We start from the raw sequence: 26,579 nt of genomic DNA, 5'->3' as shown, positions 1-26,579 counted from the left end.
CATCTTTTTTAGTCCATCAATTTAGTAATTGGCTTAGAAAGCAACAGTAATAAAATACCTAAACCAATCGTTACAAAACCAATTAAGCTGAAGATGTCAAGGTAACCTAAAGACTGCGTGTATGCAGCTAATTGACCGGCTACCATGTTGGCAACAGCAGAACTTGCCAGCCATACACCCATTAGAAGAGATGCAAGCTTGATTGGAGCAATTCTACTTACCATTGATAAACCAACTGGTGAAATCATTAATTCAGCCAATGTGTGAAGGAAATACGTTACAACCATGAACAGGATGTTTGCTTTCAATGCCGGATCGTTTCCTGTGTGCATAACGGCAGGAAGCAGTACTAAGAAGCCTAAACCAACAGTGACTAAACCAAGAGCCATTTTCGTTGGAGTTTTTAAGTCACCGCGTTTTGAGCTGCCAAGCTTGTACCATAAAGCAGACATAATTGGCGCTAAAATAACGATGAATAATGGGTTCAATGATTGGAACCAGGCAGTTGGAACCTCAAAACCAAATACATTGCGGTCAATCTGATCTTGAGCATACAATGTCAATGAGCTTCCCGCTTGCTCAAAAGCGGCCCAGAATGCAATGACAAATACTGCTAAAATAACGATAGCTGTTGTACGTTTCTTTTCTCTTTTCGTTAACGGTGCCGTTGATTTTTGACCAGCTGTTACTTCCGGTTTACCGGTAGGTTTTTTACCGATATCACCTAAATAACGATTTCCTAACAAGTTGAAAATCAACTGTCCGACAATCATACCGATTGCTGCTGTCAAGAATCCATATTTATAGCTCATAAGCCCGACTACTAACGGCGCAAAGAAGGCACCAACGTTAATCCCCATGTAGAAGATAGTAAAAGCTCCGTCACGACGCGGATCGTTGTCGTCGTAAAGATCACCAACAATTGTTGAGATGTTCGGCTTGAAGAAACCATTACCGATAATCAATAAACCAAGACCAATGTATAAAGCATTTGTGGTTTGGCTTGCGAATAGCGCGAAGTTACCAAGTGCCATTAAAATACCACCGATTGTGATCGCCAATCTTCTGCCCAAGAAACGGTCAGATAAATATCCGCCGATCATTGGCGTAATATAGACGGCACCGGTAAAGAATCCGTAAATACTCATAGCCGTAGTTTTGTCGACTCCAAGCCCACCGTTTACAACGGTTGCTGTTAAGTAAAGAACAAGAATTGCCCTCATTCCATAGTAGCTGAAACGCTCCCATGCCTCAGTCATAAACAGCATATACAATCCAGGAGGATGTTTTTTTCTGGACTGGTTTGGCTGTTGAACATCATTTTTTACAGCTGCCTGCATAATTAAGTCCTCCTAAAAAATAGTCAAATATTAAATCATGCACTAATCGTTTAAATTTACAAAAAATTTAAACGATAAGTATTGAAATTTACAAAATAATTGCATGTTTTTCATTTTATTAAACAAATGATGAGTTCGTCAATGAAATTATATGGAAAAATTACTGGGAAATAAAAAAATAATGATAATTAAGGTTATTTTGTAACGTTATTACGTAAAAATACTAAATAAAGCAATGGTAGTATTTTGAGATTAGTGAAAAAATATATAAAATTTTATTATTTATAATTATTCTGAAAATATAAATGGTGATTTGTATTGATTATTCTAATATAACTCTAAAGAGGTGTAAAGAAAAAGTTGATACATAAGGAGCAGAAAAATAAAAAGGAGCTGTCCCATAAGTTAGAGGAGATAGCCAGAAATGTTTTTATTAAAAGGACCCGACAGAAAAATCCTTGGTTTTACGGGATTTCACGTACCGGGTCCTTTCAGGGGGATGATTCAGAAGGTATGATTTCCTATTTTTTGAATCATCTCCTTTCCACCAACATATATCGATTTACGGGTCTTCCGACACCTCCATATTCGATGTGAAGTTTTACTTGATTGTCTTGTTCTAGAAACTCTAGATAACGCCGTGCTGTCACACGGGCAATGCCCACTCCTTCAGCGACTTCTTCTGCTGAGATGGGAGTGGATTGTTTGGCGAGATAATGTTGAATGTTCTTCAATGTTAGAGCATTAAGCCCTTTGGGCAGGGAATGCAGTTTCTCCTCATGTTTTTGAAACAAGATCCTATCTAATTCCGTTTGGGTCACATTTTCTTTTTGTTTTATTTGTGTTCGAAAAGTACGGTAGTTTTCGAGAGCATGTTTAATTCTCTCAAATTTAAAAGGTTTCATGATATAGTCGATGGCACCGTGTTGCAAGACTCGTCTTACGGTCTCCATATCGCTTGCTGCCGTTACCGCAATAATATCAGTTGTATAGCCTTCAGAACGAATTTGCTGTAACGTGGTTAGTCCATCTTGATTCGGCATGTACATGTCCATAATAGCCAAATCGGGATTATACTTTCTTATCAATTCCATTCCTTCTACCCCGTCTGAAGCGTATCCAATAATATTGAATCCTTCTACCTGCTCAATAAATTGACGATTTACCTCTTGTACCATTGGATCGTCCTCGATCAGAAGAACGTTCCATTCTTGTTTATTCATGTCCTGTGCTCCCCTTTAAGTGATAGACGTTAGATGAAGAAAGTAATGGTAAAGGTTGTACCTTTTCCCGGTTGAGTATCTACCTGTATTTCTCCTTGTCCTTTTTCAACAATTTGTTTAATCAAATGTAAGCCAATTCCTCGATTTTGTTTTGCTTTAGTGGAGAACCCTTCTTCGAAGATATGTGTTAGCTGCTCTTGCTTTATCCCACAGCCGTTATCCTCCACGAGAACGGAAAGAATGTTCTCGTTCTGCTCGATGCTTACATAAACTTCCTTTTTCAGGTATTTACTATTTATAAAAGAATCAAAGGCATTTTCGATTAAGTTCCCAATAATAACGACAAAATCATGTTGGTCGAGATGATTGGGAAATGATTCTAACCGACTATGCCGATCAATCGTTAAGGTGATTCCGAGTTCTTTTCCACGGCTGACTTTACTTAACAGCAGCCCGGAAATACTATCATATTTAATGTTTTTACTTAGGAAGCGTGTTAGCTCTTCCTGCTCTTCCGAGACTTGAAACACATATTCCAGTGCTTTTTCTTTATTCCCTAATTGAATTAAACCGGCAATAGTATGAAGCTTGTTCATATGCTCGTGGTTTTGGACCCTCAAAGCGCTTACAAATGCTTTGACTCCGGTCAACTCTTCAGCCAGTTTTTTCACTTCCGTTTGATCCTGGAAAATCGCTACGGCTCCTACTGTTTTATTGTTTGCTTTAATTGGAATACGATTGCTCAAAATGTTTAAGTTTCGGACTTGAAGCTCTTTATTATAAATAGGTTGGTCCAGCTGGAGAATTTCAGGAAGCCTTGTGTCAGGGATGACCTGATGAATGTTATGGCCGACAACATCACCGCTGATTCCCATCATTGATTTAGCTTTATCATTAAAAATGGTGATATTCTCTTTTGTATCGATGGCGATGACACCTTCATGCATGGCATTGAATGTTTCCGTTCTCTCTACCAGTAATCTGGCAATCTCATGAGGCTCCAGTTCAAACATTTGTTTTTTAATGTGCGAAGCCAATAACCATGCTCCCCATCCTCCAAATAATAATGATAGGCCAGCTGTTAAGAAAATCTCTTTTTTTAGGCTGAAAAGCACTTCTAGAAAAGTAGGAAGCAGGTATCCTGCAATGACGACCCCCACTTGTTGGTGGTTATCATTAACAATGGGAACAAACGAGCGCACAACTGTACCGCTTTCTCCTTTTGCTTTTGTTGTATAAGTATGCTCCGCAAAAGCTGGTCCTTCATCTTTACTTTTTGATACTTTTCCAATCATCCTCGAAACGGGATGGGACAACCGTACTCGGTTCATATCGAGGATGACAATGTAATCAGCGCTATGAATGATACGGATAGGTTCTACGAGTTTGTTAATCTCTCTTCTTTCACTTTCACCCCTGGTCATTTTCCGTGGGATTTCTGGAATCTCAGCTACAGTACGGGCGGTGATAAGAGAGCGCTGACGAAGATCTTCTTCTTTTGATTGAACAAAATCCCTCATTATAACAAGTCCGGCTAAAAATAGGGAAAAACCGACGATAAAAAAGATTAAACCTGTAATTTTTGACTGCATCGATAGGCGAATCATAAGTCGACAGTACCTCAATTATAAAAAATAATAATCTATAATTTCATTTTACCATGGAAAAAACCGCATGTTACAATATTAGTAGTCAGAAAACTTTTGATAGAGATGGGAGAAACAATGAGAATCTTTGTGGGAGCAAGCATGTTCGTCAGTCTTTTCCTCATGTTTTTCTTTTTATTTGGCTATGATGCTTTCGAAAAAAAAGCAACTTATTATGATGACGAGCAGAAGGGGTTAAAGGAACAAATTGTCATTAATTTCAGTCATGTAGTAGCAGAAAATACTCCAAAAGGGTTGGCAGCTCAAAAATTCGCTGAAATAGTCAATGAAAAATCGGATGGACGAGTAAAGGTAGAAGTATTTCCTAATGGCGTGTTGTACTCCGACGATGAGGAAATCAATGCATTAATGCGAGATGACGTACAAATGATAGCTCCATCCTTTTCGAAAATGACAGAGATAATGCCGGAATGGCAAGTGTTTGACTTACCTTTTATATTTGAGGATTATGAAGAGGTAGAACGAGCTTTCATGGGAGATGTAGGCAGGAAGCTGTTGACAATGCTTAAGGATGAGAACATAAAAGGTCTGGCTTTATGGAGTAACGGTTTTAAGCAAATGACGAGTGATGAGCGGCCTTTGCTGAAACCGAGAGATTTTAAGGGGCAGCGATTTCGGATTATGCCCAGTGAAGTCATTGAAGAGCAGTTTCGGCTATTGGGCGGAGAGCCGAAAGTGGTACCGTTTAATCAAGTTTACGAATCTTTGGAAAAGCATCAATTTGATGGGCAGGAAAATACCATTTCAAATATTTATTCGAAACGCTTTTATCAGCTGCAGCGTTATATGACGATTAGCAATCACGGTTATTTAGGTTATGCAGTCTTGATGAATGAGGAGTTTTGGGAGCGTTTACCACCTGATGTTCAGGTTCTCCTGACAGGGGCGATGGAAGAAACGACCACCTGGATTTGGGAACAATCAAAATTAATGAACGAAGAGCAATTGGAACGTATTCAAAAAGAATCCAATATTAAGGTATATTACCTGACAGAGGAAGAAAAAAAGAAGTGGCGTCAGAGGTTCCGGCCGATTTATCGAAACTTTAAAGAGGAAGCTACGGAAGAACTAGTAAAAATGATTGAAGAATTAAAGAAAGAGTAAAAAAGATAACCTTGTCGCTACCATGCCTTGTAAATCAGCAGCCGCAGCGATAAGGTTTTTTCATGTCAGAGCTTTCTTGAGGAAGCTCTGACATGGAAAAGACCAAAATGAACAAAAAGACCATTATCACCATAAATTTAAAATTTCTTAATAATTAGTTAATATTAAATTAACGAATAAACGAATAAACGAATATATGAAAGCGTTAACAAATAAACGGAAGTGAGAGGGGGAGGAAGAATTGAAGATCAACTTTAATAACTTAACAGTTCGAGTTATCATTGCGATTATACTCGGGATTGGTGTAGGGTTTTTGTTTCCGGAGTTTGGGGCACAGCTGAAAGTATTAGCAGATATATTCATTAAACTTATTAAGATGGTGATTGCACCTATTATCTTCTTTACGGTTGTCATTGGGATCGGCAGTATGGGGGACTTGAAGAAAGTAGGGAGAATTGGAGGCAAAGCTTTACTATATTTTGAAATCGTCACAACATTTGCATTAGCAATCGGTATCCTTGTTGTAAATATTATTAAACCAGGTACAGGTTTTAATACAAGTGCTGTAGAAGGTGGAGACATTTCACAATATACGACACAAGCAGCAGAGGCACAGCACGGCTTTATAGAGTTTATCATGGGAATTATCCCGGATAACGCAGTGGCAGCAATGGCAAATGGTGAATTATTGCCAATCTTATTCTTTGCGGTGTTATTTGGACTCGCAACAGCCGCACTTGGTGAGAAAGCAGCACCTGTTATTACATTGTTCGAAAGATTGACGGATATCTTCTTTGGCATTGTTAACATGATCATGAAGGTATCACCGATTGCGGCATTTGGTGCTATGGCCTATACAATCGGAAACTTTGGTTTAGGGTCACTAGTGTCGTTAGGAAAATTAATGGGATCTGTATACATTACTATGTTTTTATTTATTATCCTGGTTCTTGGTGCAATCACTAAGTTTTATGGATTCAGTATTCTGAAATTCATCGCTTATATTAAAGAAGAAATCTTGCTCGTATTAGGAACTTCTTCATCTGAATCAGCACTTCCGAAAATGATGGAAAGATTGGAGAAATACGGTTGTTCGAAATCAGTGGTAGGTCTTGTTGTTCCAACAGGTTATTCATTTAACTTGGACGGGACAGCCATTTACTTATCAATGGCAGCAATCTTTATCGCACAAGCATATGGCGTTGATTTAACAATATGGCAAGAACTTACACTATTAGGAATCTTGATGCTGACATCGAAAGGGGCTGCAGGTGTAACAGGCTCCGGTTTCATTACTCTTGCAGCAACTCTTGCAGCTTTCCCGATGATTCCGGTAGAAGGTATCGCTTTACTTCTGGGGGTAGACCGCTTTATGTCAGAAGCTCGCGCGATCACAAACTTAATCGGAAATGGTGTAGCTACTGTCGTCATATCAAAAATGGAAAACGAGTTTCATCCGCCTATAGAAGAAAAAATGGAAGAAGCGAATATGACAGTAGCAAAATAAAGAATGGACTCTGCGCAAGCAGGGTCTTTTTGTGTTTGCATCCAGTTTTATAAAATCCCCCATAAATCGTTAAATAAAAGTTAACTATATGAATGGTATGTATAATTCTTACAAATTTATAATGTTTTTACATTATCGAAACATAGAATTGATGTTTCGTTGTTATAGTGCAAAATGTAACTTGATTTTGCAATAACATGACAAATACAAATGGAGAGGGAGTTTGGAGAGTTGGAGATCAAGAGATTAGTAAAGATGAAAAAAGTATTAAATGTGTCCCTAGTCTCGTTCTTGCTATTGCCTGCAGCTATTTCTAACACAGCGAAAGCGGAAACAAATACAGCCGAACATATTGTGATTAGTGAAGTGTACGGCGGCGGAGGGAACAATGGAGCAACATTAAAAAACGATTTCATTGAACTTTATAATCCTACTGATCATGCAGTTTCATTAGAGGGATGGACGGTGCAGTATGCATCTTCCACCGGAAGCTTCAGTACGAACAAAACAGAATTAAAAGGAACTATCCAGCCAAAGTCTTATTATCTAGTGCAGCAAGCGGCGGGAGCTAATGCAGCTGCTGAGCTGTTGCCGACGCCTGACACGGAAGGCAAAATTGCCATGAGCGGTTCAAGTGGAAAAGTAGCTCTTGTCCGTAATGAAGAGGCTGTAACAGGCAAAGACGACCCGGATGTTGTCGATTTTGTGGGCTATGGCTCATCAGCAAGCCAATATGAAGGAGATGCCCCCACTGATTCATTAAGCAATGCAACAAGCGCTCAACGGAAAGATCCGAATGTTGATACAAACAACAATAAAGCAGATTTTGAGGTGAAAGAGCCAACGCCTGTTAATTCCATTGGACAGGTTCCAGACCAGCCAGATAATGGTGGGGACACAGGAACGCCAGGAGATGAGGAAATCCCTGAACCTACTCTTCGAATCCATGATATTCAAGGGGCGGCTCATACTTCGCCGCTTACAGATCAAGAAGTGACAAACATTCAAGGTATTGTAACGACGGTTGATGCGAAAGGATTTTATATGCAAGATGACCAGCAGGATAGCAGTCCTAAAACTTCCGAGGGCATTTATGTGTATAAAAGAGACGCAGAGGTTCAAGTTGGAGATAAAGTTTCAGTAAATGGAATAGTCAAAGAACACGGTTATGAAGGCGAACTGACCATTACCGAAATGACAAATGCTACAGTGAAAAAAATGTCGTCGGGCAACGCACTTCCTGCTCCAACTATATTGGGGCAAGGTGATTATGTACTGCCAACTAAAGTCATTGATAACGACAACTTTGACGAGTTTAATCCAGCAGAAGACGGTATTGACTTCTTTGAGAGCATTGAAGGAATGTATGTTCAAGTTAATGATGCCAAGGTAGTTGGACCAACAAATAAATATGGGGAAATCCCGGTTGTTCCAGGCAATGAACCTTTGGATGAACAATTGACGCCTATGGGTGGAGTATTACTTAAGGAAGACGATTCAAATCCTGAACGGATTATTATTGATGATGTGCTTATAGCGGAGGAGCCTCAAGTAAAAGTAGGAGATTCTTTCGCGGGTGCTATTAAAGGTGTTATGCACTACAGCTATAGCAACTTTAAATTATTGAATACAGAGCCCCTTCCTGAAGTGGCGGAAGGTAAGAAAGAGAGAGAAGCAACAACGATTCAATTTGACAAAGATCAATTAACAATTGCCTCATATAACGTTGAAAACTTCTCAAAATCAGTAGGGACAGAAAAGACAGAGAGATTAGCTAAAGCGATTGTAGAGAAGCTGAAAAATCCTGATATTGTTGGTTTAGTAGAAGTGCAAGACAATGATGGTCCTAAAAACTCGGGTGTGACTGATGCCAGTGAAAGTTACCAAACTTTAATTGAAGCCATTAAAGCGGCAGGCGGTCCTGCATATCAATTTACAGATATCGCTCCAGAAGACAAAAAGGATGGCGGACAACCTGGTGGAAACATTCGTGTGGGATATATTTACAATCCGGAACGGGTACAGCTTGTTGATGATAAGCCAAAAGGCGATGCCCTTACCGCCGTTGAAGTAGGAAAGAACGGGTTAACCCTTAATCCGGGCCGTATTGATCCGACAAACCCTGTTTTTGAGAATTCACGTAAACCATTAGCTGCCGAGTTCAAATTTAAAGGCCGAAAAGTAACAGTCATTGCAAATCACTTTAACTCTAAAGGCGGAGATGATGCTTTATTTGGTTCCAACCAGCCGCCTGTATTAGAGAGCGAAAAGCAGCGTATGGAAATTGCTAAAGTAGTGAACGGCTTTGTACAGGATATTGTAGAAAATAATCCTAACGCGAATGTCGTTGTGTTAGGTGACCTAAATGATTTCCAATTTTCTAAGCCACTTAAAACATTAAAAGGAAATGTTTTAACGAGCATGATTGAGGAATTGCCTCTAGAACAGCAATACACGTATAACTATGAGGGAAATGCGCAAGTATTGGATCATATTCTAGTATCCAATAATCTAACTAGCCGAACTAAAGTTGATATTGTAAACATAAACTCTGACTTCACAGAAGAACATGGGCGTGCAAGCGACCATGATCCGGTGATTGTGCAGCTTGATTTAAAGGTTAAGCCAGCTGAATACTCTTACTTTAAAACAGTATCTAACCTTATCAAATAGCAAGGAAAAGACGTCCCTTCAAGTGAAGGGACGTCTTTTTTTGTCTAGTAAGAAAGTATAAAAATACCTTCTTAACCGCATAAGTACAGCGAGGCGAACTCTAGTGCCTAAAGGCTTGGGTCTAGCCGGGTTTTCTTGAAAGAAATGAGCCTTAATGCGGCAATTAATGTGAAAAGATGACATATTTCTCGGGAAATGGCACGCGAATTGCAAAAGAACAAAGAAATATGGTGAATAGTAAAGTGATTTGGAAAATCTTGTATCGTTTACTTTTTGTTTAACGTTTCTTGTGCCATTTTAATCAATTCTTTTACCATTCTTCCTCCGATTTGGCCGCCGATTTTTCCTGCCTGCACTGATGTTAAGTGCCCGTTTCTTCCGTGTTGAAGGGGAATATTTAATTCTTTTGCCACTTCATATTTTACATCGTTAGGATTGTCGCTGCTTACTTGATAGCCATCTCGTTTCATAACGCTTTCTTTTAATTGGTCCATACCCTGTTGGGCTTCTGGAACGAGTAATCTTCGTCTTCTTGCCATGTTATGTTCCCTCCTTTTACGTATAGTTTTTTAACTATTCACCAAGTTATGTATAAGAGGAACAAAAAGCTCATTCGGAGTCAAAAAGCGACTCCTTCTCAGAAGCTCCAATTCCCTATGGAGCTAAGCAGGCTCGTTCCACTTTTCTTTAGTAAAAGGAATATAGTAGGAATTTTGTGGAATTTGATTGACACTATTGCACCCATAATGTTAACTTTTAATTATAAAAAGTTAACAAATAGAGGTGAAAAGGAGAAATGACGGCAACAAAACCATATGCACAGCTGACTTACGAAGAAATGGCTGCCAAAAACAAAGAATATGTATGGCATCCGTTTACTCAAATGAAACAATACATAGAAGATGACCCGGTTATCATTACGCATGGAAAAGGCCGGAAATTATATGATATGCAAGGAAAGGAATATTGGGACGGAGTTTCGTCTATTTGGTTGAATGTACATGGGCACTGTATTGAGGAAATTGACAACGCTATCCGAGAGCAGTTGGATCTTGTCGCCCATTCTACCCTTTTAGGAATGGCTAATGTTCCTTCTGTTTTGCTGGCTGAAAAATTAGTGGAAATTATGCCAAAAGGGTTAAGAAAGGTGTTTTATTCAGATGCAGGAGCCACCTCTGTTGAGATTGCGATTAAAATGGCTTTCCAATATTGGCAGCATAAGGGCAAACCTGCAAAACAGCACTTTATCACCATGAAAGAAGCGTATCACGGGGATACCATCGGGGCGGTTTCGGTCGGTGCGATCGATTTATACCATAAAACCTACAGTTCTCTTTTATTTCCGTCTATTAAAGTTACATATCCATTTGTTTATCGATCTCCTTATGGAGAAGATCATGATGTAATTGTCAAAAAGCATTTGGAAGAACTGGAAGAGTTGCTGAAGGAACGAGGTCATGAAATCGCTGCTTTAATTGTGGAGCCGATCGTACAAGGGGCAAGCGGGATCATCGTGATGCCTGAAGGATATTTGCGAGGCGTACGGGAGCTTTGTACAACATATAATGTATTAATGATTGCCGATGAAGTGGCCACAGGGTTTGGCAGAACGGGGAAAATGTTTGCCTGTGAGCATGAAGGAGTAACACCGGATATTTTAACGGCTGGAAAAGGCATTACAGGAGGTTACTTGCCAGTTGCCATTACCGTGACGACAGACAATATTTACGAAGCTTTTTTAGGAGAGTATGAAGAACAAAAAACGTTTTTCCATGGCCACAGCTATACAGGAAATCCGCTTGGATGCGCCGCTGCTTTAGCCAACCTGGAGTTATTCGAAAAAAATAGATTAGTTGAGCAGGTTGCAAATAAATCTATTTATCTGGAAAGTCGTTTAAACGATTTTTATGAGCTGGAGCATGTAGGGGACATTCGCCAAAAAGGATTTATGATAGGCATTGAGCTAGTGAAAGATAAGACTACAAAAGAAGCATACGAGTGGAAAGAGAGAATCGGGGTACTTGTATGCCGTCGTGCGAAAGAACTCGGCATGTTGCTGCGTCCGCTTGGCAATGTCATTGTCTTTATGCCGCCGCTTGCCTCTACCGTTGAAGAACTGGATGATATGTTGTCCATTCTCAAACAAGCGATTTATGACATCACTGAGGAGGATAAAGAATGAATGGATTATTCGTAACGGCAACGGATACGGAAGTAGGCAAGACGCTTGTGACAGGGGGATTAGCCGGACTGTTACGGAAAAAAGGCTTTGATGCAGGGGTGTTTAAACCAATTCAAAGCGGTCATGATGCGAATGACAAAGAGGGAGATGCGTGGCGCTTAAAGCATGTGTCAGGAGTTGATGATGATGTCCATACCGTTTGCCCTTATTCTGTTCTCGAGCCGCTAGCCCCTGCCTTGGCTTTAAAAAGAGCCGGATTTGAAGTGGCCATGGCTGATCTTCTAAGGCATTTTGAGCACCTGGAAAATACACATGAATTTATGTTTGTGGAGGGTGCGGGCGGTTTAGCTGTTCCATACACGTCGGACTGTATGGTTATTCACCTAGCTCAAGCATTGAAAATGCCGCTTTTAATTGTAGCAAGACCAACTTTAGGAACCGTCAACCATACGATTTTGACGGTTGAATATGCAAGACAGCACGGTTTAACAGTAGCGGGAGTAATCTTATCGGGTTACGACTCCTCTCAAAAAGAGAGGGTGAATGAAAATATTAACATGATTGAACAGCATGGACGTACAAAAGTGTGGGGAGCTTTACCGCATCTTGGAAACCATCCTTCAAGGGAAGCGGTTATCCAAGCATGTGATCAATATATTAACCAATCTTTTATTCAATCCATTATGAAAAACGGGGGATGGAACGATGGAGCTAATACAAACGAAAAAAACGTGGAAAGAGCTGGCGCAGGGAGTCATTGACGGCAATTCAATCAGCCGTGAGGATGCATTAGCAATTCTGCATACGAAAGACGAAGATATTTTAGAAATAATGAACGCTGCCTTTCTGATCCGCCATCACTATTATGGGAAAAAAGTGAAACTAAACATGATCATCAATACAAAATCTGGCTTATGTCCAGAAGATTGCGGCTACTGTTCCCAATCAATCGTATCAGAAGCACCGATTGACCGCTATGCATGGTTAACAAAAGAAAAAATCGTTGAAGGTGCTTATGAAGCCAAGAGACGCAAAGCAGGTACCTACTGTATTGTCGCTTCAGGCCGCCGTCCAACCGATAAAGAGGTTGAGCACGTCATTGGAGCGGTAAAGGAAATTCGTGAGAACACGGATTTGAAAATTTGCTGCTGTTTAGGATTTTTGAATGAAGATCAGGCAGCACGTTTAGCAGAAGCGGGGGTTCACCGCTATAATCATAACCTGAATACACATGTCAATAACTATGAAAATATTTGTTCAACCCATACGTATGATGATCGTGTTGATACTGTAGAAAAAGCAAAGGAAGCAGGGATTTCTCCATGCTCAGGCGCCATTTTCGGAATGGGCGAAACAGACGAGCAGGCAGTAGATATTGCGTTTGAGCTAAATCGCATAGATGCTGACTCCATTCCATGTAACTTCCTTGTTTCCATTAAAGGAACCCCTTTAGAAGGGCAAGAAGCATTGACACCAGTCAAATGTTTGAAAATCCTGGCAATGATGCGTTTTGTTAACCCGACGAAAGAAATTCGCATTTCCGGCGGGCGTGAAGTGAATTTACGTTCCTTGCAGCCGCTTGGGTTATTCGCGGCGAACTCCATCTTTGTTGGCGACTATTTAACAACAGAAGGACAGGAACCAACATCGGATTGGGGGATCATTGAGGATCTCGGATTTGAAATTGAAGAGTGTGCACTATAAAGAAGGGAGAGGATGTCCCAAAAGTATGTTTGTTGTACTTTTGGGACATCCTCCTTTCGTTTTAAATGAATACTTGACCAAGACAAATAGAATAATAGCGGTAAAAGGGAAGGGGAATGTTTAAACAAACGTTTGTTTAAAGTTTTTTTATGTGGCTGTGCCTTTAACCTCTGTTAAGGGCACAGCCGCAAAAAATTAAAATAAAATTGAAGGTTTACAGTTAAAAAATACTAATATTTCATGTTACTATATTTTTATGGTTATATTTACTATTATGTTATTTATTTCTTGAATAGGGGGAAAATCAAACAATGAAAAAGGTCATAACTCTTCTTTTTGCTGCAGCTATGGCAAGCTCACCATTTGCCGATACTGTGCAAGCGGTTGAAGAGCCAAACGCTCCATCAGATATAGAGAAAAAAGATGTCGCAGAACAAGAAAGAGAAGAAAATCAAACGGAAGAAGTAAACGTGCTGACGTTAGAAGATGTATTAAAACGTGCGTTGGAAAACAATCAAAATCTCGTGGTCTTGCAATATGAATTAGAGGCACTGAAAAATCAAACACTGGATGTGGTGGATGATAAAACCGATACACAAAAAGACATCAAAGATTTAAACAAGCAGTTGGATAAGTTAAAGAAAGAACGAGATCGATTAACCGATGCGGCCTCCAGAATCATGAATGGACAGGAAAGAATTGCCATAAACGATGCGATTGAAGGGCTAGAAGATAAAATCACCAATCTTGGGCAAACAATCAAAAAGTTAGAATCCGGGCAGCTTCAAGCGGGCTTTCAACAAGAAGAGGTAAAGGCGGGCATTACTCTCAAATTAACTTCTGATTATGTCAATCTTCTAAGCTTACAAAAGCAAATGGATTTTAAGAAAAAAGAAATTCAGGAGGCAGTGAAAGAAGTACAAAGAACAGATCGCCGCTATCAATACGGAGTGGCTTCGAGGGAAGAAGTGGATCAGGCTAAAAAGAAGCAAACGAACATTGAAAAGCAATTGGAAAAACAACAGAACGAATATCAATACAATTTGGCTTCCCTTGCTTTTGATATCGGTATTCAATACAAGCCAGACTTGTATATTACTCCGATGAACCTTCAGATAAACAAATGGATTAGAATGGACGATTATAAAGCGGTTATTGATAATACGTTCAAGATGAAGCGGGCAAAAGAAGATTTAGAGCTTGCCAAGTTCAATCGCGATGAAGTTTATAAGGATGAAGACTCCGGTGAATATGCCAAACAAGAGCAAGATTATAGAGTAAAATCTGCAGAAGAGAAAATCACTGCTTTATACCAAGAGTTAACACCGAAAATTGAAGCATTATACCATAACGTTGAAACAACAGAATTTGACTATGAAGAATCCCTTCGTCAATTAGAAAACGTTAAAGAGGACATGACGGCTCTGGAGAAGAGATATCGTTACGGGGTTGTTTCAAAGGCAGAGTACGAAAAAGCATTGTTCCAATTAGATCAGCTAGTATTCAATGGAGAAATGCTCAACATTCAAAATTTCCTAGTTCATCAGTCTCTCAGTGCTTTAAAACAAGGCTATATACAGTAAGGGGCAAGTGATAACACTTGTTCCTTTTTAGAGATGACTGACCGGACATCCACTTCCTGTTTTTAATTCATAAGAATGAAAGGATGTTGTATGGTGAGAAAGAAGGTAAAATGTCAAACAGCAAAGCTGACAGCTGTACTGTTCAGTGCTGTGCTTGTAACAGCCGGCTGCAATAAAACAGAAGAAGCATCCAAGGCCATTCCTGAAATCCCTGTTGCCGTAACAGCTATTACAGGCGGTTCTCTAAGTGATAGTACCCTTATTACAGGTACGATTAAACCTGGAAAAGATGTAGAGTTAATGCCGACAAATGCAGGAGAGTTGGTATCGGTTTCCGTTAAGAAAGGTGACTACGTGAAAAAGGGCCAAATTTTGGCCAAGCTTGACACAAGAGATTATGAATTGAACTTGAAACAGGCCCGCACTGCTTTAAGTCGTGTACAAAACAACGAGAAACGTGCTCAGGAAGCATACAAACAGGCTAAAGGAGCGACAAGCCAGGCGCAAGATGGTGTACGCCAAGCAGAGGCTACACTGCGTCAAGCAACAGTTACGCTGCGTCAAGCAGAGGACGGGGTGCCGGATGCGGAAGATGGAGTGCGCCAGTCAGAAATTGCACTGCGCCAAGCGGAGGATAGCTTGAATCAGGCGAAAAATGGACGGCTTGATGGGATAGAAGGTGCTTCTTACAATCTCCAAAACGCTAAAAATCAGTGGGATGATGCAAAAAGAAATTTGGAACGTATGCAAGGATTGTTCAAAGATGGATTGATTTCCCAACAGCAATTTGATCAAGCCAAAAATGCGGAAATACAGGCAAGCACCGCTTATCAACAGGCTAAGCTGTCAGAAAAGCAGGCAAATCGGCAGGATAACTTAACGGTATTGCAATCAAACGTTGATCAGGCAAAAGTTGGGGTTGACCAAGCAAAGTCCGCGGTGAATAAAGCAAGGTATGGAATTGATCAGGCAAAGGTTGGGGTTGAACAGGCACAAGTCGGCATTGACCGGGCAAAGAAGACTGTTGAGGATGCAAAAACAAATGAAAATATTGCTTTGGTAGGAGTAAAGGAAGCAAGTATAGCTGTTCAAGAAGCCCAAATTGGTGTAGAACAGGCCCAAAAGAAAGTTGACGATATGATTATTAAAGCCCCGGTCTCCGGTGAAGTATTGGATGTAATGGCGGAAGAAGGCGAGTTTGTTTCCAACCAATCGCCTTTTGCACGTTTAGTTTCTGCAGATGTCGTTCACTTAGAAGCGCTTGTGACGCCTGAACAAATGTTTACCCTTGAAGAAGGGGAAAAAGTGGAAGTGCATGTACCTTCGCTAAAGAGAAAAGTGAGTGGTACAGTGAATTATATTTCACCGACTTCCGAGCAGGCCGGCTTATTTAAGGTTGAGGTCCAGCTTCCAAATGATGGCCAAAAACTTCGACCTGGAATGGTCGCACAGCTAAATCTGAAGGAGGTACTGGTAGCCAACAGCTTCCTTGCTCCGACAGAAGCGGTAGTCGAAAAGAATGACAGCGCCTATATTTTTGTCGTTCAAAACGACAAAGCAGTCCAAAAAGAGATTGAAATCATTCGTGCTGAAACCGATTTTACAGCCATTAACGGAGATATCGAAAAAGGCGATAAGGTTGTAGTGAAAGGTCAGAATCTCCTCAAAGACGGTGATCAAATCCGAATCGTGAAGGAGGAGAAGTAAGGTGAATCTTGCCCAATTGGCGGTAAAGCGTCCTGTCGGTGTTATCATGCTGATTTTTGGAGTGCTTGTACTAGGGATTGTATCGTTGAAAAATCTGGCTGTTGACCTTTATCCAAAAATTGAAGTGCCGGTGGCAGTTATAACCACAACGTATCAAGGAGCTTCACCGCAAGAGATAGAGAGACTAGTTAGTGAACCGATCGAGTCGGTCGTAGGTTCCATCCAGGGGATAGATAAGATTCAATCCGTTTCCTCTCCTAACTCATCTTTGGTTGTTATGCAGTTCGATTGGGGAACCAATATCGATAACGCATTAAATGATATACGTGAACGGATTGATCAAGTAGCGGGAATGCTTCCGGAGGATGCAGATAGGCCGTCGGTATTGCGAATCGATCCCCAACAAACCCCGGTTATGTGGATCGGGCTTTCGGGAGCTGCTCCGGAAAAGCTGCAAGATATTGTAAAGGATGAGATTGAACCTTACTTTGAGCGTGTAGATGGAGTAGCATCCATCTCTACCCAAGGAGGAAAAGAACGTGAAATTCGAGTGGAAATCGACCAGGCAAGGTTGAACAGTTATGGGCTTTCTGCCGCTCAACTTGTGGAAGCCCTTCGTTCTGAAAACCAGGCTGCTTCGGCTGGCAACTTGGAGAAAGGATCCCAAGAACTTCAAGTTCGTATCGATGGGGAATTTACTGAGGTAGAAGATATCCAAAAAACGCCGATTCAATTGAAAGATGGGCGAACCATTGAATTAGGGGATGTAGCAGAAATAAAGGACACGTTTAAAGACTTACTTACAACATCGCGTGTTAACCATGAACCTGCGCTTGTCTTGTCCGTCTTAAAACAGTCGGATGCCAACACTGTGAAGGTAGCAGATGGTATGTATGAAGCGATTGATGAAATACAGAAAAATCTCAAAAAAGACGGCATTTCATTATCGATTATATTAGATACATCGGACTTCATTCGCCAGTCTATCGATAGTGTAGTGGACAATATCATTTCAGGTGCCGTACTTTCTACCGTTATCTTGTTGTTCTTTTTAAAGAGCATCCGTGCCATGCTTGTAATCGGCTTAACGATTCCAATCGGAATTATTGCGACCTTCAGTTTAATGTATTTTACAGGTGAAACGCTAAACATCCTATCGATGGGCGGTCTTGCCCTTGGGATTGGTATGATGGTAGATAGTGCCATTGTTATTATGGAACACATTTTTAGCCTGAGGCAAAAAGGCGTTCCTTTACAGGAAGCAGCAATTCAAGGCGGCTCCGAACTGGCACCTGCTGTTATCGCTTCTACGTTGACAAGTGTCGTTGTATTTGCTCCTATCGTTTTCGTAGAAGGTTTAGCTGCTGAGCTGTTTCGTCCCTTAGCATTAACTGTATCATTTTCTCAATTTGCGTCTTTAGCGGCCGCTTTAACATTGGTTCCAATGCTGTCAGCGAGGCTGCTGAAAAATGTCAAGACGATTGGCACTGTGACAGAAGTGCCGGAAGTGGAAGAGAAAACAGGGCGTTTTCAGTCATTTATTAAGTCTGTGAGCAACCGCTACAGCCGCTTTTTACAATGGGCGCTCAATCATCGTAAAACGGTGTTGCTGACAATCCTCCTCTTAATCATCGGAAGTTTTGGTCTTGTTCCTTTCATTGGGAGTTCTTTCATTCCTCCTTCTGATCAAGGGCAAATTTCTTTAGATATCGTGGCTCGAGAAGGCGTGCAGCTGAAAGAAATGGAGTCCATTGTGGATGAAGTAGATAAGAAATTGAAAAAATACGATGATACAATTGCGACAAGTTATGTTACTGTCGGGGGCAACAATACTGGATTTGGAACATCAGTTTCTAATGAAGCGAGTTATATTATCCAACTCGTAGAAGCTGATAAGCGAAACATAGACACAGCTTCTATGATTGAAAAATTGGAAAAAGACATGAAAGGTATACCAGGGGCGGAATTTAAGGTGGGAACCCTTGATCCGGGTTTTGGTTCTGGAGCACCTGTCGACATAAAAATAAGCGGTCCTGATTTAGACGTGCTAAAAGATTTGGCCCAACAGGTTACGTGGATAGTAGAAGATGTAAAGGGTACTTATAATATCGATAATACGGTAGCGGAAGGCCGTCCGGAAATCAAAATTAAAGTAAAGCGGGATCTTGTTTCCCAGTATGGTTTATCATATCAACAGGTCATGAATGAAATTAAGCTTGGATTTGACGGTCAAGTAGCGACACGCTATCGAACAGACGGAAATGAATATGATGTCCGTGTTCTTCTGCCTGAAGACAAACGTCAAACCATTCGAGATTTAGAAAGTATGACCATTCGCTCCAATACAGGAATCGATATCCCATTATCCGCAGTGGCAGAATTGAAACAAGTGCAGGGGCCTGCTGAAATCAATAGGGACAACCAGCAGCGTCAAGTTTCGGTCACAAGTGATATTCGAGATCGCGATTTGGGAAGCATCAATAAAGAAATCAAGGCAAAACTTGATCAGCTTACTGTTCCGGAAGGATATCGCATTTCAACAGGAGGGCAGGGGGAAGATATGGCAGACTCCTTTAAGGACTTATCTCTTGCCTTAATTCTATCTGTTTTCCTTGTTTACTTAGTTATGGCTGTACAGTTTGAATCATTTGCTTATCCGTTTGTTATTATGTTCTCACTGCCAACAACTGTAATAGGAGTATTAGTAGGGTTGTTTATTACACAAAAGCCGTTAAGTGTTCCAGCTTTCATTGGGATTATTATGCTGGCCGGTATCGTTGTAAACAATGGGATTATATTAGTGGAATACATCAATATCCTGCGTCAAAAAGGATTCGATCGAATGGAGGCGATCATAGATGCAGGGTTAAGCAGGATCAGACCAATTCTTATGACGGCTCTCTCTACTATATTAGGTATGGTGCCGCTGGCCCTTGGCATTGGGGAAGGAGCAGAGGCACAGGCTCCGATGGCAGTTGTCATTATCTTTGGTTTAACGTTCTCAACTCTCTTTACGTTAGTATTAGTTCCGGTTGTTTATACGTTAATCGATGATTTTGGAAGCAAAATGAAGCGTTTCCGCTTCCGGCGCAAACCTAAACAAACAGAAGAAGTGGAGTTAACACAATAAAGTGAAGCTTCAGCCGTTGGGAGTCTTATTATCCATGGGGGTCGGATAAACGAAAGAGCACTTGGGTTCAATCCAAGTGCTCTTTTGGTTGATGAAAGGCAGAAATAATAAGTGTCTATAATAGCAATGCTTGAACGAAAGTGAGTACATCAGCCAGAACTAGGAATCTGCAGTAAAAAAGCTTAACGGGCTATTACTCTGTTAGGATGTCCTTCTCGGAAGAATATTTTCTTCCATGGCCATTATAGGCGTTCATAAAAATCAAGACGGCGGTCTTGCCAGGTTGAAACAGAGCCGCTTTGACGGGACTTTTGTAAAAGATCGAAATCTAAATCCGCTGTGATAATCATATCGTGATTAACAATACCTTCATCTAAAATGCCGCCCATTGGAAATCCGAGATCATTAGGTGTGATAATAGCTGCCTGCCCCATGTTCGCTCTCATATAATCAACGGTTGGCAACGAACCAATTGTTCCTGTTACAACGACGTAAATCTGGTTTTCAATTGCTCTTGCATGACTGGTATAGCGAACCCGATGGAAACCGTGGCGATCATCTGTACAAGAAGGGCAGAAAATGATATCTGCCCCCTTTGCTCGCGCCATTCTGGCTAACTCGGGGAATTCGATATCATAGCACGTTAAAATAGCGACTTTCAGTTTGCCGGTGTCGAAAATTTGAAACTGATCACCTGCTTTAATGCCCCAATCGTAAAATTCGGTTGGAGTGATGTGCAATTTATCTTGGGTTTTAATGGTACCATTCGGATAAAACAAGTGCGCCGTGTTGTATAAGCTGCCGTTTCGTTCCGTGATATGTGTACCGCCTATAATGTACATCTGATATTGCTCAGCCATTTTGGAAAAGAAATGGTGATAATCATTTGTAAAACGAGGTAAATACGAAAGAGGAAATGCTTTTCCTTCCTCATCGCCGATAGAAAGAAGTTGAGTGGTTAAAAACTCTGGAAAAAGGATATATTCAGCATTAAATTCTTTTGCTGTTTTTATATAATGTTCAACATAATGCTTAAACTCATCTATATTTTGAATAGTTTGAAGTGGATATTGAACAGCTGAAACACGTATTTTCAAATTGGTTCCCCCTTTATCATAAAAAACACATCCATTATAGGGGGAACTGATGCAAATATCAACAAGAAAAGGGGGAAACAGGAAAGAAAAGTAAAATAAAAAAGGATTGACGAGAAAGAAGAGCTGTGCGTATAATTATCTTGAATTCGAGATAAAAACTTTCAGCTTATTTTCATGAGGGAATAATCAGCATTCAAAAAAATTAGTCTTATATCTTGATTTCAAGAATCTGTATATAAAGGATATTATGAAAGGATCGATGAAAAATGATTCAAGTTTATCGTGAACAAGATAGATTTAAAGCAAATCATGGATGGCTTCAAAGTGCGTTTAGTTTTTCCTTTGCCGAATATTTTGATCCAAACAATTTAAATTTTGGTCCCATGCGTGTGTTAAATGATGACATCGTTGCACCCTTGAGAGGATTTGGTGCACATCCACATAAAGAAATGGAAATTGTGTCAATTGTATTAAGCGGTTATTTAAAGCATGAAGATAGCACAGGACATTCTGCCGTTACTACATTTGGTGGTGTTCAAAGGATGTCCGCCGGTACAGGAGTGATTCACTCAGAAGTGAATCCATCGAAAGAGGAAGAGGTAAACTTCCTGCAAATGTGGTTTTTGCCTGAAAAAAACGGATTGGCTCCTTCTTATGAACAAACGAATTTTGACATCGAGAAGCTGAAAAATCATCTTCTTCCTGTTGTATCGAGAAATTCGGGAGAAGACGTTGCACACATTAACCAAGATCTAACGATTTATTTATCCGACTTCGATGAAAATCACGAATTAACATTTAAACAAGAGAATGAAAGACGTATTTTTATTTTTGTAATTGAGGGAGAGATTGAATTAAACGGAGAAGAAACGTTATACAAACGTGATTCCGCCCGTATTACAGCTACTCAGTCACTTCGCATTAAAGCGAATGAACATACAAGATTCATGTTAATTGATTTACCATAACTATATGAATCCACATAAGAACCTTTTAGTCTAGTCAGGATGCAAGAGCAGACGAACATATGAAGCCAAAAGCGCTTCTTTGTCAGACGCTCCAACGCCTTTCAAGATTAGACAGTCGCCTCCGCTTTTCTTATATAGCAATTTTTAATGAGTTTGCCAAGGGAAAATGATTTTGGCTAAGTTTAAAGTTTTTTCTGCTTGCTATATACATTCAATCGTTCAAGTTTGTTGCTGTAGACCCACATGGATTCCGTTTGGTACACTAGGTTTGCTTATGGAGGTCGAAAGAAAGGTGAACGTGGAATGGAAGAAAAGGTTTATGAACATGCAGAAAAAGGAGCCTGGCTTAGCATTGTTGCTTATATTGGTTTATCCATTTTTAAGCTGATGATTGGAACGATCGCCGACTCCGAAGCATTGCAAGCGGACGGCTTCAATAACCTTACAGATATTATTGCCTCTATTGCAGTTTTGATTGGCTTGAAAATCTCCAAAAAGCCTCGAGATGAAAATCATCCTTATGGGCACTCCCGTGCGGAAAATATAGCTTCTTTGGTTGCTTCTTTTATTATGCTATCCATTGGGGTACAGGTACTGTATGAAGCGTTTCATTCCATTACGGATAAAAAAGAACAAATTCCTGATTTTATGGCAGTCTGGACCGCTCTTGGAGGAACTGCTGTTATGCTGATGGTATACATATATAATCAGCGGTTGGCTAATCGAATCAATAGCCAGGCACTAAAAGCCGTGGCAAAAGATAATTTATCAGACGCACTTGTCAGTATGGGGGCTGTCCTTGGGATTGCAGGAGCTCACCTTGGCATCCCTTGGCTTGACCCGCTTGCCGCTTTGATTGTAGGCCTGATTATTTGTAAAACAGCGATTGAAATTTTTAAAGAAGCCTCTCATTTACTAACGGATGGTTTTGATGAAGAAAAGTTAATGGAATATAGGAAAGTGATTGAATCCATACCCGGTGTAAACAGGGTGGCAGACTTAAGAGCGAGAATGCAGGGAAATCATGTGCTGATAGATGTTACTGTGAAAGTAGATCCTTTTTTAAGTGTAGTGAAAGGTCACCTTATTGCAGATGAGATTGAAGAAAAAATGGAAGAAAAGTACGAAATCCACACTACCTTTGTTCACATTGAACCGGACATAATAAGAAAAGTTGAAAAAGACAGCTGAAACGGTTCTGGTACAAGAAATTTATGAAACTTGGGCATACTGATATTACTACTCTAAAAGAGGTACGTGATTATTATGTCTAAGTCAAATCATACATGAACTTTTTGGATTGACTGCTTGATCAGCAAAACTGAAGAACTTAAGCGCTCTGTATTTCCAGCGGGTACTTTTTCGCATCAGAACTCGTAAAGTTAATCAAACGTTTGTTTAGTTTCTCGCTCATTAATTTTTGATTTTGAACTGACTGCAGAAGATATGGAGAAAATTAACGCATTAAATGAAGACCGTCGTGTTGGTCCAGACCCTGATAATTTTGATTTTTAATTAATGAAAGAGGCCCCTCCTGTGAGGAGCCTCTTTCATGATTAACTTGCTTTTTTAGCCGAAAGATTCGTGATGTTATTTTTAGCTGTAAGCTGATTAACCATGCACCATCACCTGTTACGTTACAGGCTGTTCCGAAGCTGTCTTGAGCAAGATATAGAGCAATCATAAGCGGAAGAGGTGTCGTTTACCTTATGAATCCCTTTTTGATATTAGTGGTAGTATTCTTTTGAAATAGTGAGCTCATAAGCTTTAAAGATATGAGAAGGTGCAGAAGCCACTACTTCGATATTCTCATCCGTAAAAGGATGTGTCAATTGAAGACGCACGGCATGAAGTGCCTGTTTAAAAAAAGATGATGAGCCGCCGTAAAGGTTATCTCCAACAAGCGGGTGACCGATATGGCTCATATGTACCCGGATTTGATGAGTGCGTCCCGTTTGAAGAGATAACTCTACCAATGTTTGCTGCAATTGTTGGTTACGTTGTACAACACGATAGTTTGTAATGGCATGCTGGCCGGAAGAGGAGACGCGTCTTCTTGTTGCATGATGACGATCGCGCCCAATCGAAGCATTAATCGTTCCTTTGTTTTGTTTTACGATACCATCTACAATGGCAATATATGTTCGTTTAATTTCTCTTTTCTCCAGCTGTTGATCTAATAAAGCGGCAGCAAGCGGATGCTTAGCAAACAAAATGGCTCCGGATGTATCCCGATCCAATCGATGAATATGTCTGGGGCTGGTCTGTAATCCTTCTGTTAAAAAATAGAAGGAAACAATATTGGAAAGGGTATGCCCATCTGTTGGATTAGTTGGATGTGTGTCCATCCCTGCTGGTTTATTAATAATAAGAAGATGATCATCTTCATACAATATATCAAGCTCTTGATAAAACGGCTGCAACTTGTTTTCTTCGGAAAAATAAAATTGAGCTTGCAACCGGTCATTTGGCTGCAAAAGCCGATTCCAATTCACGACCTCGTTATTGACTTTTACTTGTTTTTTCATTCGAAATTGATGAAGCAGTTTTTTAGGCATTTTCCAATGTTCTTTTAAAAAGGTTTCAATGGAGATTCCAGCTTGTTTTTCTGTGATTATCGCTTCAAACCAATCTCCTTTTCTTGACATCAACATATGCATATCACCTTTTCGTTTCTTAGTTATTTATGAGTATATAATAACGAGGGAAGAGAACAAAGAGGAAGTACAAGAAGAATAGTGGAACGACGGCCCAAAAATACAGAGAATGCTAAAACCGCCACGTTTTTACCAGTATATCTTGTTTATCAGAGAAACGATAAATTCCTGATATTTGCATATAAAGGAACAAATACCTTCCCATTTAATTTGCAGTCTATGGTATGCTAGTAATACATGAAAATTTGATGAACAATTAAAAAAGGTGGGTCTATATTGAGGATTGAATGTGCAGCTACTCCGGAAATAGAAGCTTACATAGAAGACCTGAAAACTCAGATTTTGTTTGAGATTATTCCTCGGTACTTCTCCTCGCAGGAGCTTAAAAAGATAGAACAGCTTCATTTATTGAATCCTGATCATGTAGCGAATTCACGTTATAATGGTTTGCTGCAGGAAGCATTACAAGTCATTAGCAGCTTACAAACCATTATGGCAGTCATCGAGTGTATTCGTCATCGTGAAATTCAAAAGCGGCATGAAATATTATTCGAAAAAAATGTAGAAATATTAGAAAGATACGGATTCTCGTTTCCTTTAACAATCGATCAATTTGCAAAGGAACAGTGCCAAGTCAATATGTATTATCCGAATGTTTCAACATATTCTTTTGCTGTCAATTAAAAAATCTCTCCTCTCTAACTGCTAAGGGAGGAGAGGTTTTTATTTTGTTTGGCCTGTTTGATTAAACCAGTCTTTAAACACACTTTTCTCTTGTGAGCCTACAATTCGATTCACTTCTTTTCCATCTTCATAACGAACGATGGTAGGGGAGTAGAGTCAATGCCATATTTCATCCAAAGGAATGGTAATGTACCCTAACGAAAAAAAAGAGAAATGATTCTATGCGCCTATTAGTCTCCACAAAAACTTCCTCACAATCTTTTTAATCCCCAGCAAAATTATAGAAGACAACGTTTGGAAAGTAAAATATGCTGAATTCCTATTTTTTTTGAAAACTAGGTGTCGAAAGAATTCTAATTATTTGTAATATTTTGACTTGTTTGGTCTAAAGTGTTTTATTACCAATTTAAGTCATTTATAATTCAGCTAGATACAGAGAAAAAGGGGGAAATAAAAGTGAGAAAGCTAGTTTTTGGTCTGATTTTGGCAGTCTTTATGATTTTTAGTACAATTAGCGCAACACCAGCGTCTGCAGCAAGTAAAAATCAATTCATCATCATTAACAAATCAACAAACCGGTTAGCCTTTTTTGAAAATGGAAAATTGGTCAGAACGTTTAGTGTTGGAACGGGGAGACAAATAAGTTACACCCCTGAAGGCACATTTACAATAGTGAATAAGATTAAGAATCGCCCCTACTATAAGGGAGGAATCCCGGGAGGCGACCCGCGCAATCCACTCGGAGATCGTTGGCTTGGTTTGAATGCGCGCGGTACATATGGAACGACATACGGCATTCACGGAAACAACAATCCAAGTTCAATCGGCAAATATGTGAGCTCAGGATGCGTGCGGATGTATGATGAAGAAGTAAGATGGTTATTTGATCGAGTGGAATTACATACAAAGGTAATTATCGGTCAATTCAAGTCCCAAGCTTTTGAAGCGATTGCAAGCAAATACGGCTATAACGCCAATGTATGCAAGGGAGTATGTTTTAAAGGAAGTCAGTTATCAAAAGGGCAAGTTGGATTCTTAACGGTGAAAAAACCAATGCCTCTAATGGTGAGAACGAAAGAGGGAAAATATGAAGTTATCAGTACTTTACCGGTAAATAAGACGTATAAAGTGTATGAAGTAAATAAGAACCTCGCCTTGGTAAACATAGGTGGAAAGTTTGTGCATTACAATCTAGACCGAATCCACATTTCTTACCTCCCGGCGGATGTCATTAAGAAAGTAAACGAATATTACAATTGATATGAGCAAAAAGACACCCTCGTCCGGGTGTCTTTTTATGGCCGCCATGCTTAAAAAAATCTTGTTTAGCCGGGATACATTTAGGGAAAAAGA

At 40.0% G+C, this 26,579-nt stretch carries 19 protein-coding genes and 1 pseudogene; 14 read left to right on the top strand and 6 right to left on the bottom strand.

Going from position 1 to position 26,579, the window contains the following annotated elements; all coding sequences use genetic code 11:
• Positions 1-8: 8 nt before the first annotated feature.
• The 3 genes from ACFOU2_RS10435 to ACFOU2_RS10425 all read right to left on the bottom strand — a co-directional run bounded on the left by ACFOU2_RS10435 (position 9) and on the right by ACFOU2_RS10425 (position 4,170).
• Positions 9-1,340, bottom strand: a complete 1,332-nt coding sequence (locus ACFOU2_RS10435) for a peptide MFS transporter (protein WP_377914848.1) — start codon at positions 1,338-1,340, stop codon at positions 9-11.
• 533 nt (positions 1,341-1,873) lie between these two features.
• Entirely contained in the window at positions 1,874-2,563 is a 690-nt protein-coding gene (locus ACFOU2_RS10430) for a response regulator (protein WP_377914846.1), read from the bottom strand.
• A gap of 29 nt (positions 2,564-2,592) precedes the next feature.
• On the bottom strand, positions 2,593-4,170 hold the full coding sequence (locus tag ACFOU2_RS10425) for an ATP-binding protein (RefSeq protein WP_377914844.1): 1,578 nt from the start codon (positions 4,168-4,170) through the stop codon (positions 2,593-2,595).
• Between the two features lie 117 nt (positions 4,171-4,287).
• Between ACFOU2_RS10425 and ACFOU2_RS10420 the strand changes: the two genes are divergently transcribed.
• The 3 genes from ACFOU2_RS10420 to ACFOU2_RS10410 all read left to right on the top strand — a co-directional run bounded on the left by ACFOU2_RS10420 (position 4,288) and on the right by ACFOU2_RS10410 (position 9,514).
• A complete protein-coding gene (locus tag ACFOU2_RS10420; RefSeq protein ID WP_377914842.1) occupies positions 4,288-5,334 on the top strand; it encodes a TRAP transporter substrate-binding protein in 1,047 nt (348 codons plus the stop codon).
• Positions 5,335-5,575: 241 nt separating this feature from the next.
• The gene (locus ACFOU2_RS10415) at positions 5,576-6,841 is read left to right on the top strand and encodes a dicarboxylate/amino acid:cation symporter (protein ID WP_377914840.1); all 1,266 of its coding nucleotides are present in this window, start codon (positions 5,576-5,578) and stop codon (positions 6,839-6,841) included.
• 231 nt (positions 6,842-7,072) lie between these two features.
• Positions 7,073-9,514, top strand: coding sequence for a lamin tail domain-containing protein (locus ACFOU2_RS10410; RefSeq protein ID WP_377914838.1), 2,442 nt, complete (start codon positions 7,073-7,075; stop codon positions 9,512-9,514).
• Between the two features lie 266 nt (positions 9,515-9,780).
• Here ACFOU2_RS10410 and ACFOU2_RS10405 read toward each other — a convergent pair whose 3' ends face one another.
• Positions 9,781-10,053 (bottom strand): small, acid-soluble spore protein, alpha/beta type, encoded by a 273-nt coding sequence (locus ACFOU2_RS10405; protein WP_377914836.1) that lies wholly within the window; start codon positions 10,051-10,053, stop codon positions 9,781-9,783.
• 257 nt (positions 10,054-10,310) lie between these two features.
• On the opposite strand from ACFOU2_RS10405, the gene bioA reads away from it, so the two are divergent.
• The 6 genes from bioA to ACFOU2_RS10375 all read left to right on the top strand — a co-directional run bounded on the left by bioA (position 10,311) and on the right by ACFOU2_RS10375 (position 19,820).
• Positions 10,311-11,696: an adenosylmethionine--8-amino-7-oxononanoate transaminase gene (gene bioA, locus ACFOU2_RS10400; RefSeq protein WP_377914834.1), complete on the top strand. Its 1,386-nt coding sequence runs from the start codon at positions 10,311-10,313 to the stop codon at positions 11,694-11,696.
• Positions 11,693-12,457: a dethiobiotin synthase gene (bioD, locus tag ACFOU2_RS10395; RefSeq protein ID WP_377914832.1), complete on the top strand. Its 765-nt coding sequence runs from the start codon at positions 11,693-11,695 to the stop codon at positions 12,455-12,457. The genes bioA and bioD overlap by 4 nt, the downstream gene beginning before the upstream one ends.
• Positions 12,402-13,400 carry a biotin synthase BioB gene (bioB, locus tag ACFOU2_RS10390; RefSeq protein WP_377914830.1) on the top strand — a complete coding sequence of 333 codons (999 nt, stop codon included), beginning with the start codon at positions 12,402-12,404 and terminating at the stop codon, positions 13,398-13,400. The genes bioD and bioB overlap by 56 nt, the downstream gene beginning before the upstream one ends.
• A gap of 311 nt (positions 13,401-13,711) precedes the next feature.
• Positions 13,712-14,983, top strand: a complete 1,272-nt coding sequence (locus ACFOU2_RS10385) for a TolC family protein (protein ID WP_377914828.1) — start codon at positions 13,712-13,714, stop codon at positions 14,981-14,983.
• A gap of 93 nt (positions 14,984-15,076) precedes the next feature.
• Positions 15,077-16,690: an efflux RND transporter periplasmic adaptor subunit gene (locus ACFOU2_RS10380; protein ID WP_377914826.1), complete on the top strand. Its 1,614-nt coding sequence runs from the start codon at positions 15,077-15,079 to the stop codon at positions 16,688-16,690.
• A 1-nt stretch (position 16,691) separates the two neighbouring features.
• Positions 16,692-19,820 carry an efflux RND transporter permease subunit gene (locus tag ACFOU2_RS10375; protein ID WP_377914824.1) on the top strand — a complete coding sequence of 1,043 codons (3,129 nt, stop codon included), beginning with the start codon at positions 16,692-16,694 and terminating at the stop codon, positions 19,818-19,820.
• Positions 19,821-20,062: 242 nt separating this feature from the next.
• Here the strand turns inward: ACFOU2_RS10375 and ACFOU2_RS10370 are convergent, their stop codons facing one another.
• On the bottom strand, positions 20,063-20,917 hold the full coding sequence (locus ACFOU2_RS10370) for a carbon-nitrogen hydrolase family protein (protein ID WP_377914822.1): 855 nt from the start codon (positions 20,915-20,917) through the stop codon (positions 20,063-20,065).
• A 266-nt stretch (positions 20,918-21,183) separates the two neighbouring features.
• Between ACFOU2_RS10370 and ACFOU2_RS10365 the strand changes: the two genes are divergently transcribed.
• The 3 genes and pseudogenes from ACFOU2_RS10365 to ACFOU2_RS10355 all read left to right on the top strand — a co-directional run.
• Positions 21,184-21,885 (top strand): pirin family protein, encoded by a 702-nt coding sequence (locus ACFOU2_RS10365; RefSeq protein WP_377914820.1) that lies wholly within the window; start codon positions 21,184-21,186, stop codon positions 21,883-21,885.
• A gap of 303 nt (positions 21,886-22,188) precedes the next feature.
• A complete protein-coding gene (locus ACFOU2_RS10360; RefSeq protein WP_377914818.1) occupies positions 22,189-23,076 on the top strand; it encodes a cation diffusion facilitator family transporter in 888 nt (295 codons plus the stop codon).
• A 225-nt stretch (positions 23,077-23,301) separates the two neighbouring features.
• Positions 23,302-23,400 (top strand): annotated as a pseudogene (locus ACFOU2_RS10355) (aldo/keto reductase); the annotation flags it as partial.
• A 212-nt stretch (positions 23,401-23,612) separates the two neighbouring features.
• Here the strand turns inward: ACFOU2_RS10355 and ACFOU2_RS10350 are convergent.
• Positions 23,613-24,539, bottom strand: a complete 927-nt coding sequence (locus tag ACFOU2_RS10350; protein WP_377914816.1) for an RluA family pseudouridine synthase — start codon at positions 24,537-24,539, stop codon at positions 23,613-23,615.
• Positions 24,540-24,818: 279 nt separating this feature from the next.
• On the opposite strand from ACFOU2_RS10350, the gene ACFOU2_RS10345 reads away from it, so the two are divergent.
• Positions 24,819-25,226 (top strand): DUF5365 family protein, encoded by a 408-nt coding sequence (locus ACFOU2_RS10345; protein WP_377914814.1) that lies wholly within the window; start codon positions 24,819-24,821, stop codon positions 25,224-25,226.
• A gap of 456 nt (positions 25,227-25,682) precedes the next feature.
• Entirely contained in the window at positions 25,683-26,486 is an 804-nt protein-coding gene (locus ACFOU2_RS10340) for a L,D-transpeptidase (protein ID WP_377914812.1), read from the top strand.
• Positions 26,487-26,579: the final 93 nt, after the last annotated feature.

The organism is Bacillus songklensis (assembly GCF_042649685.1).
Classification (GTDB): domain Bacteria; phylum Bacillota; class Bacilli; order Bacillales; family Bacillaceae_H; genus Bacillus_BA; species Bacillus_BA songklensis.
The sequence above is the reverse complement of the archived record's forward strand: the minus strand, read 5'-3'. Positions and strand labels throughout refer to the sequence as shown.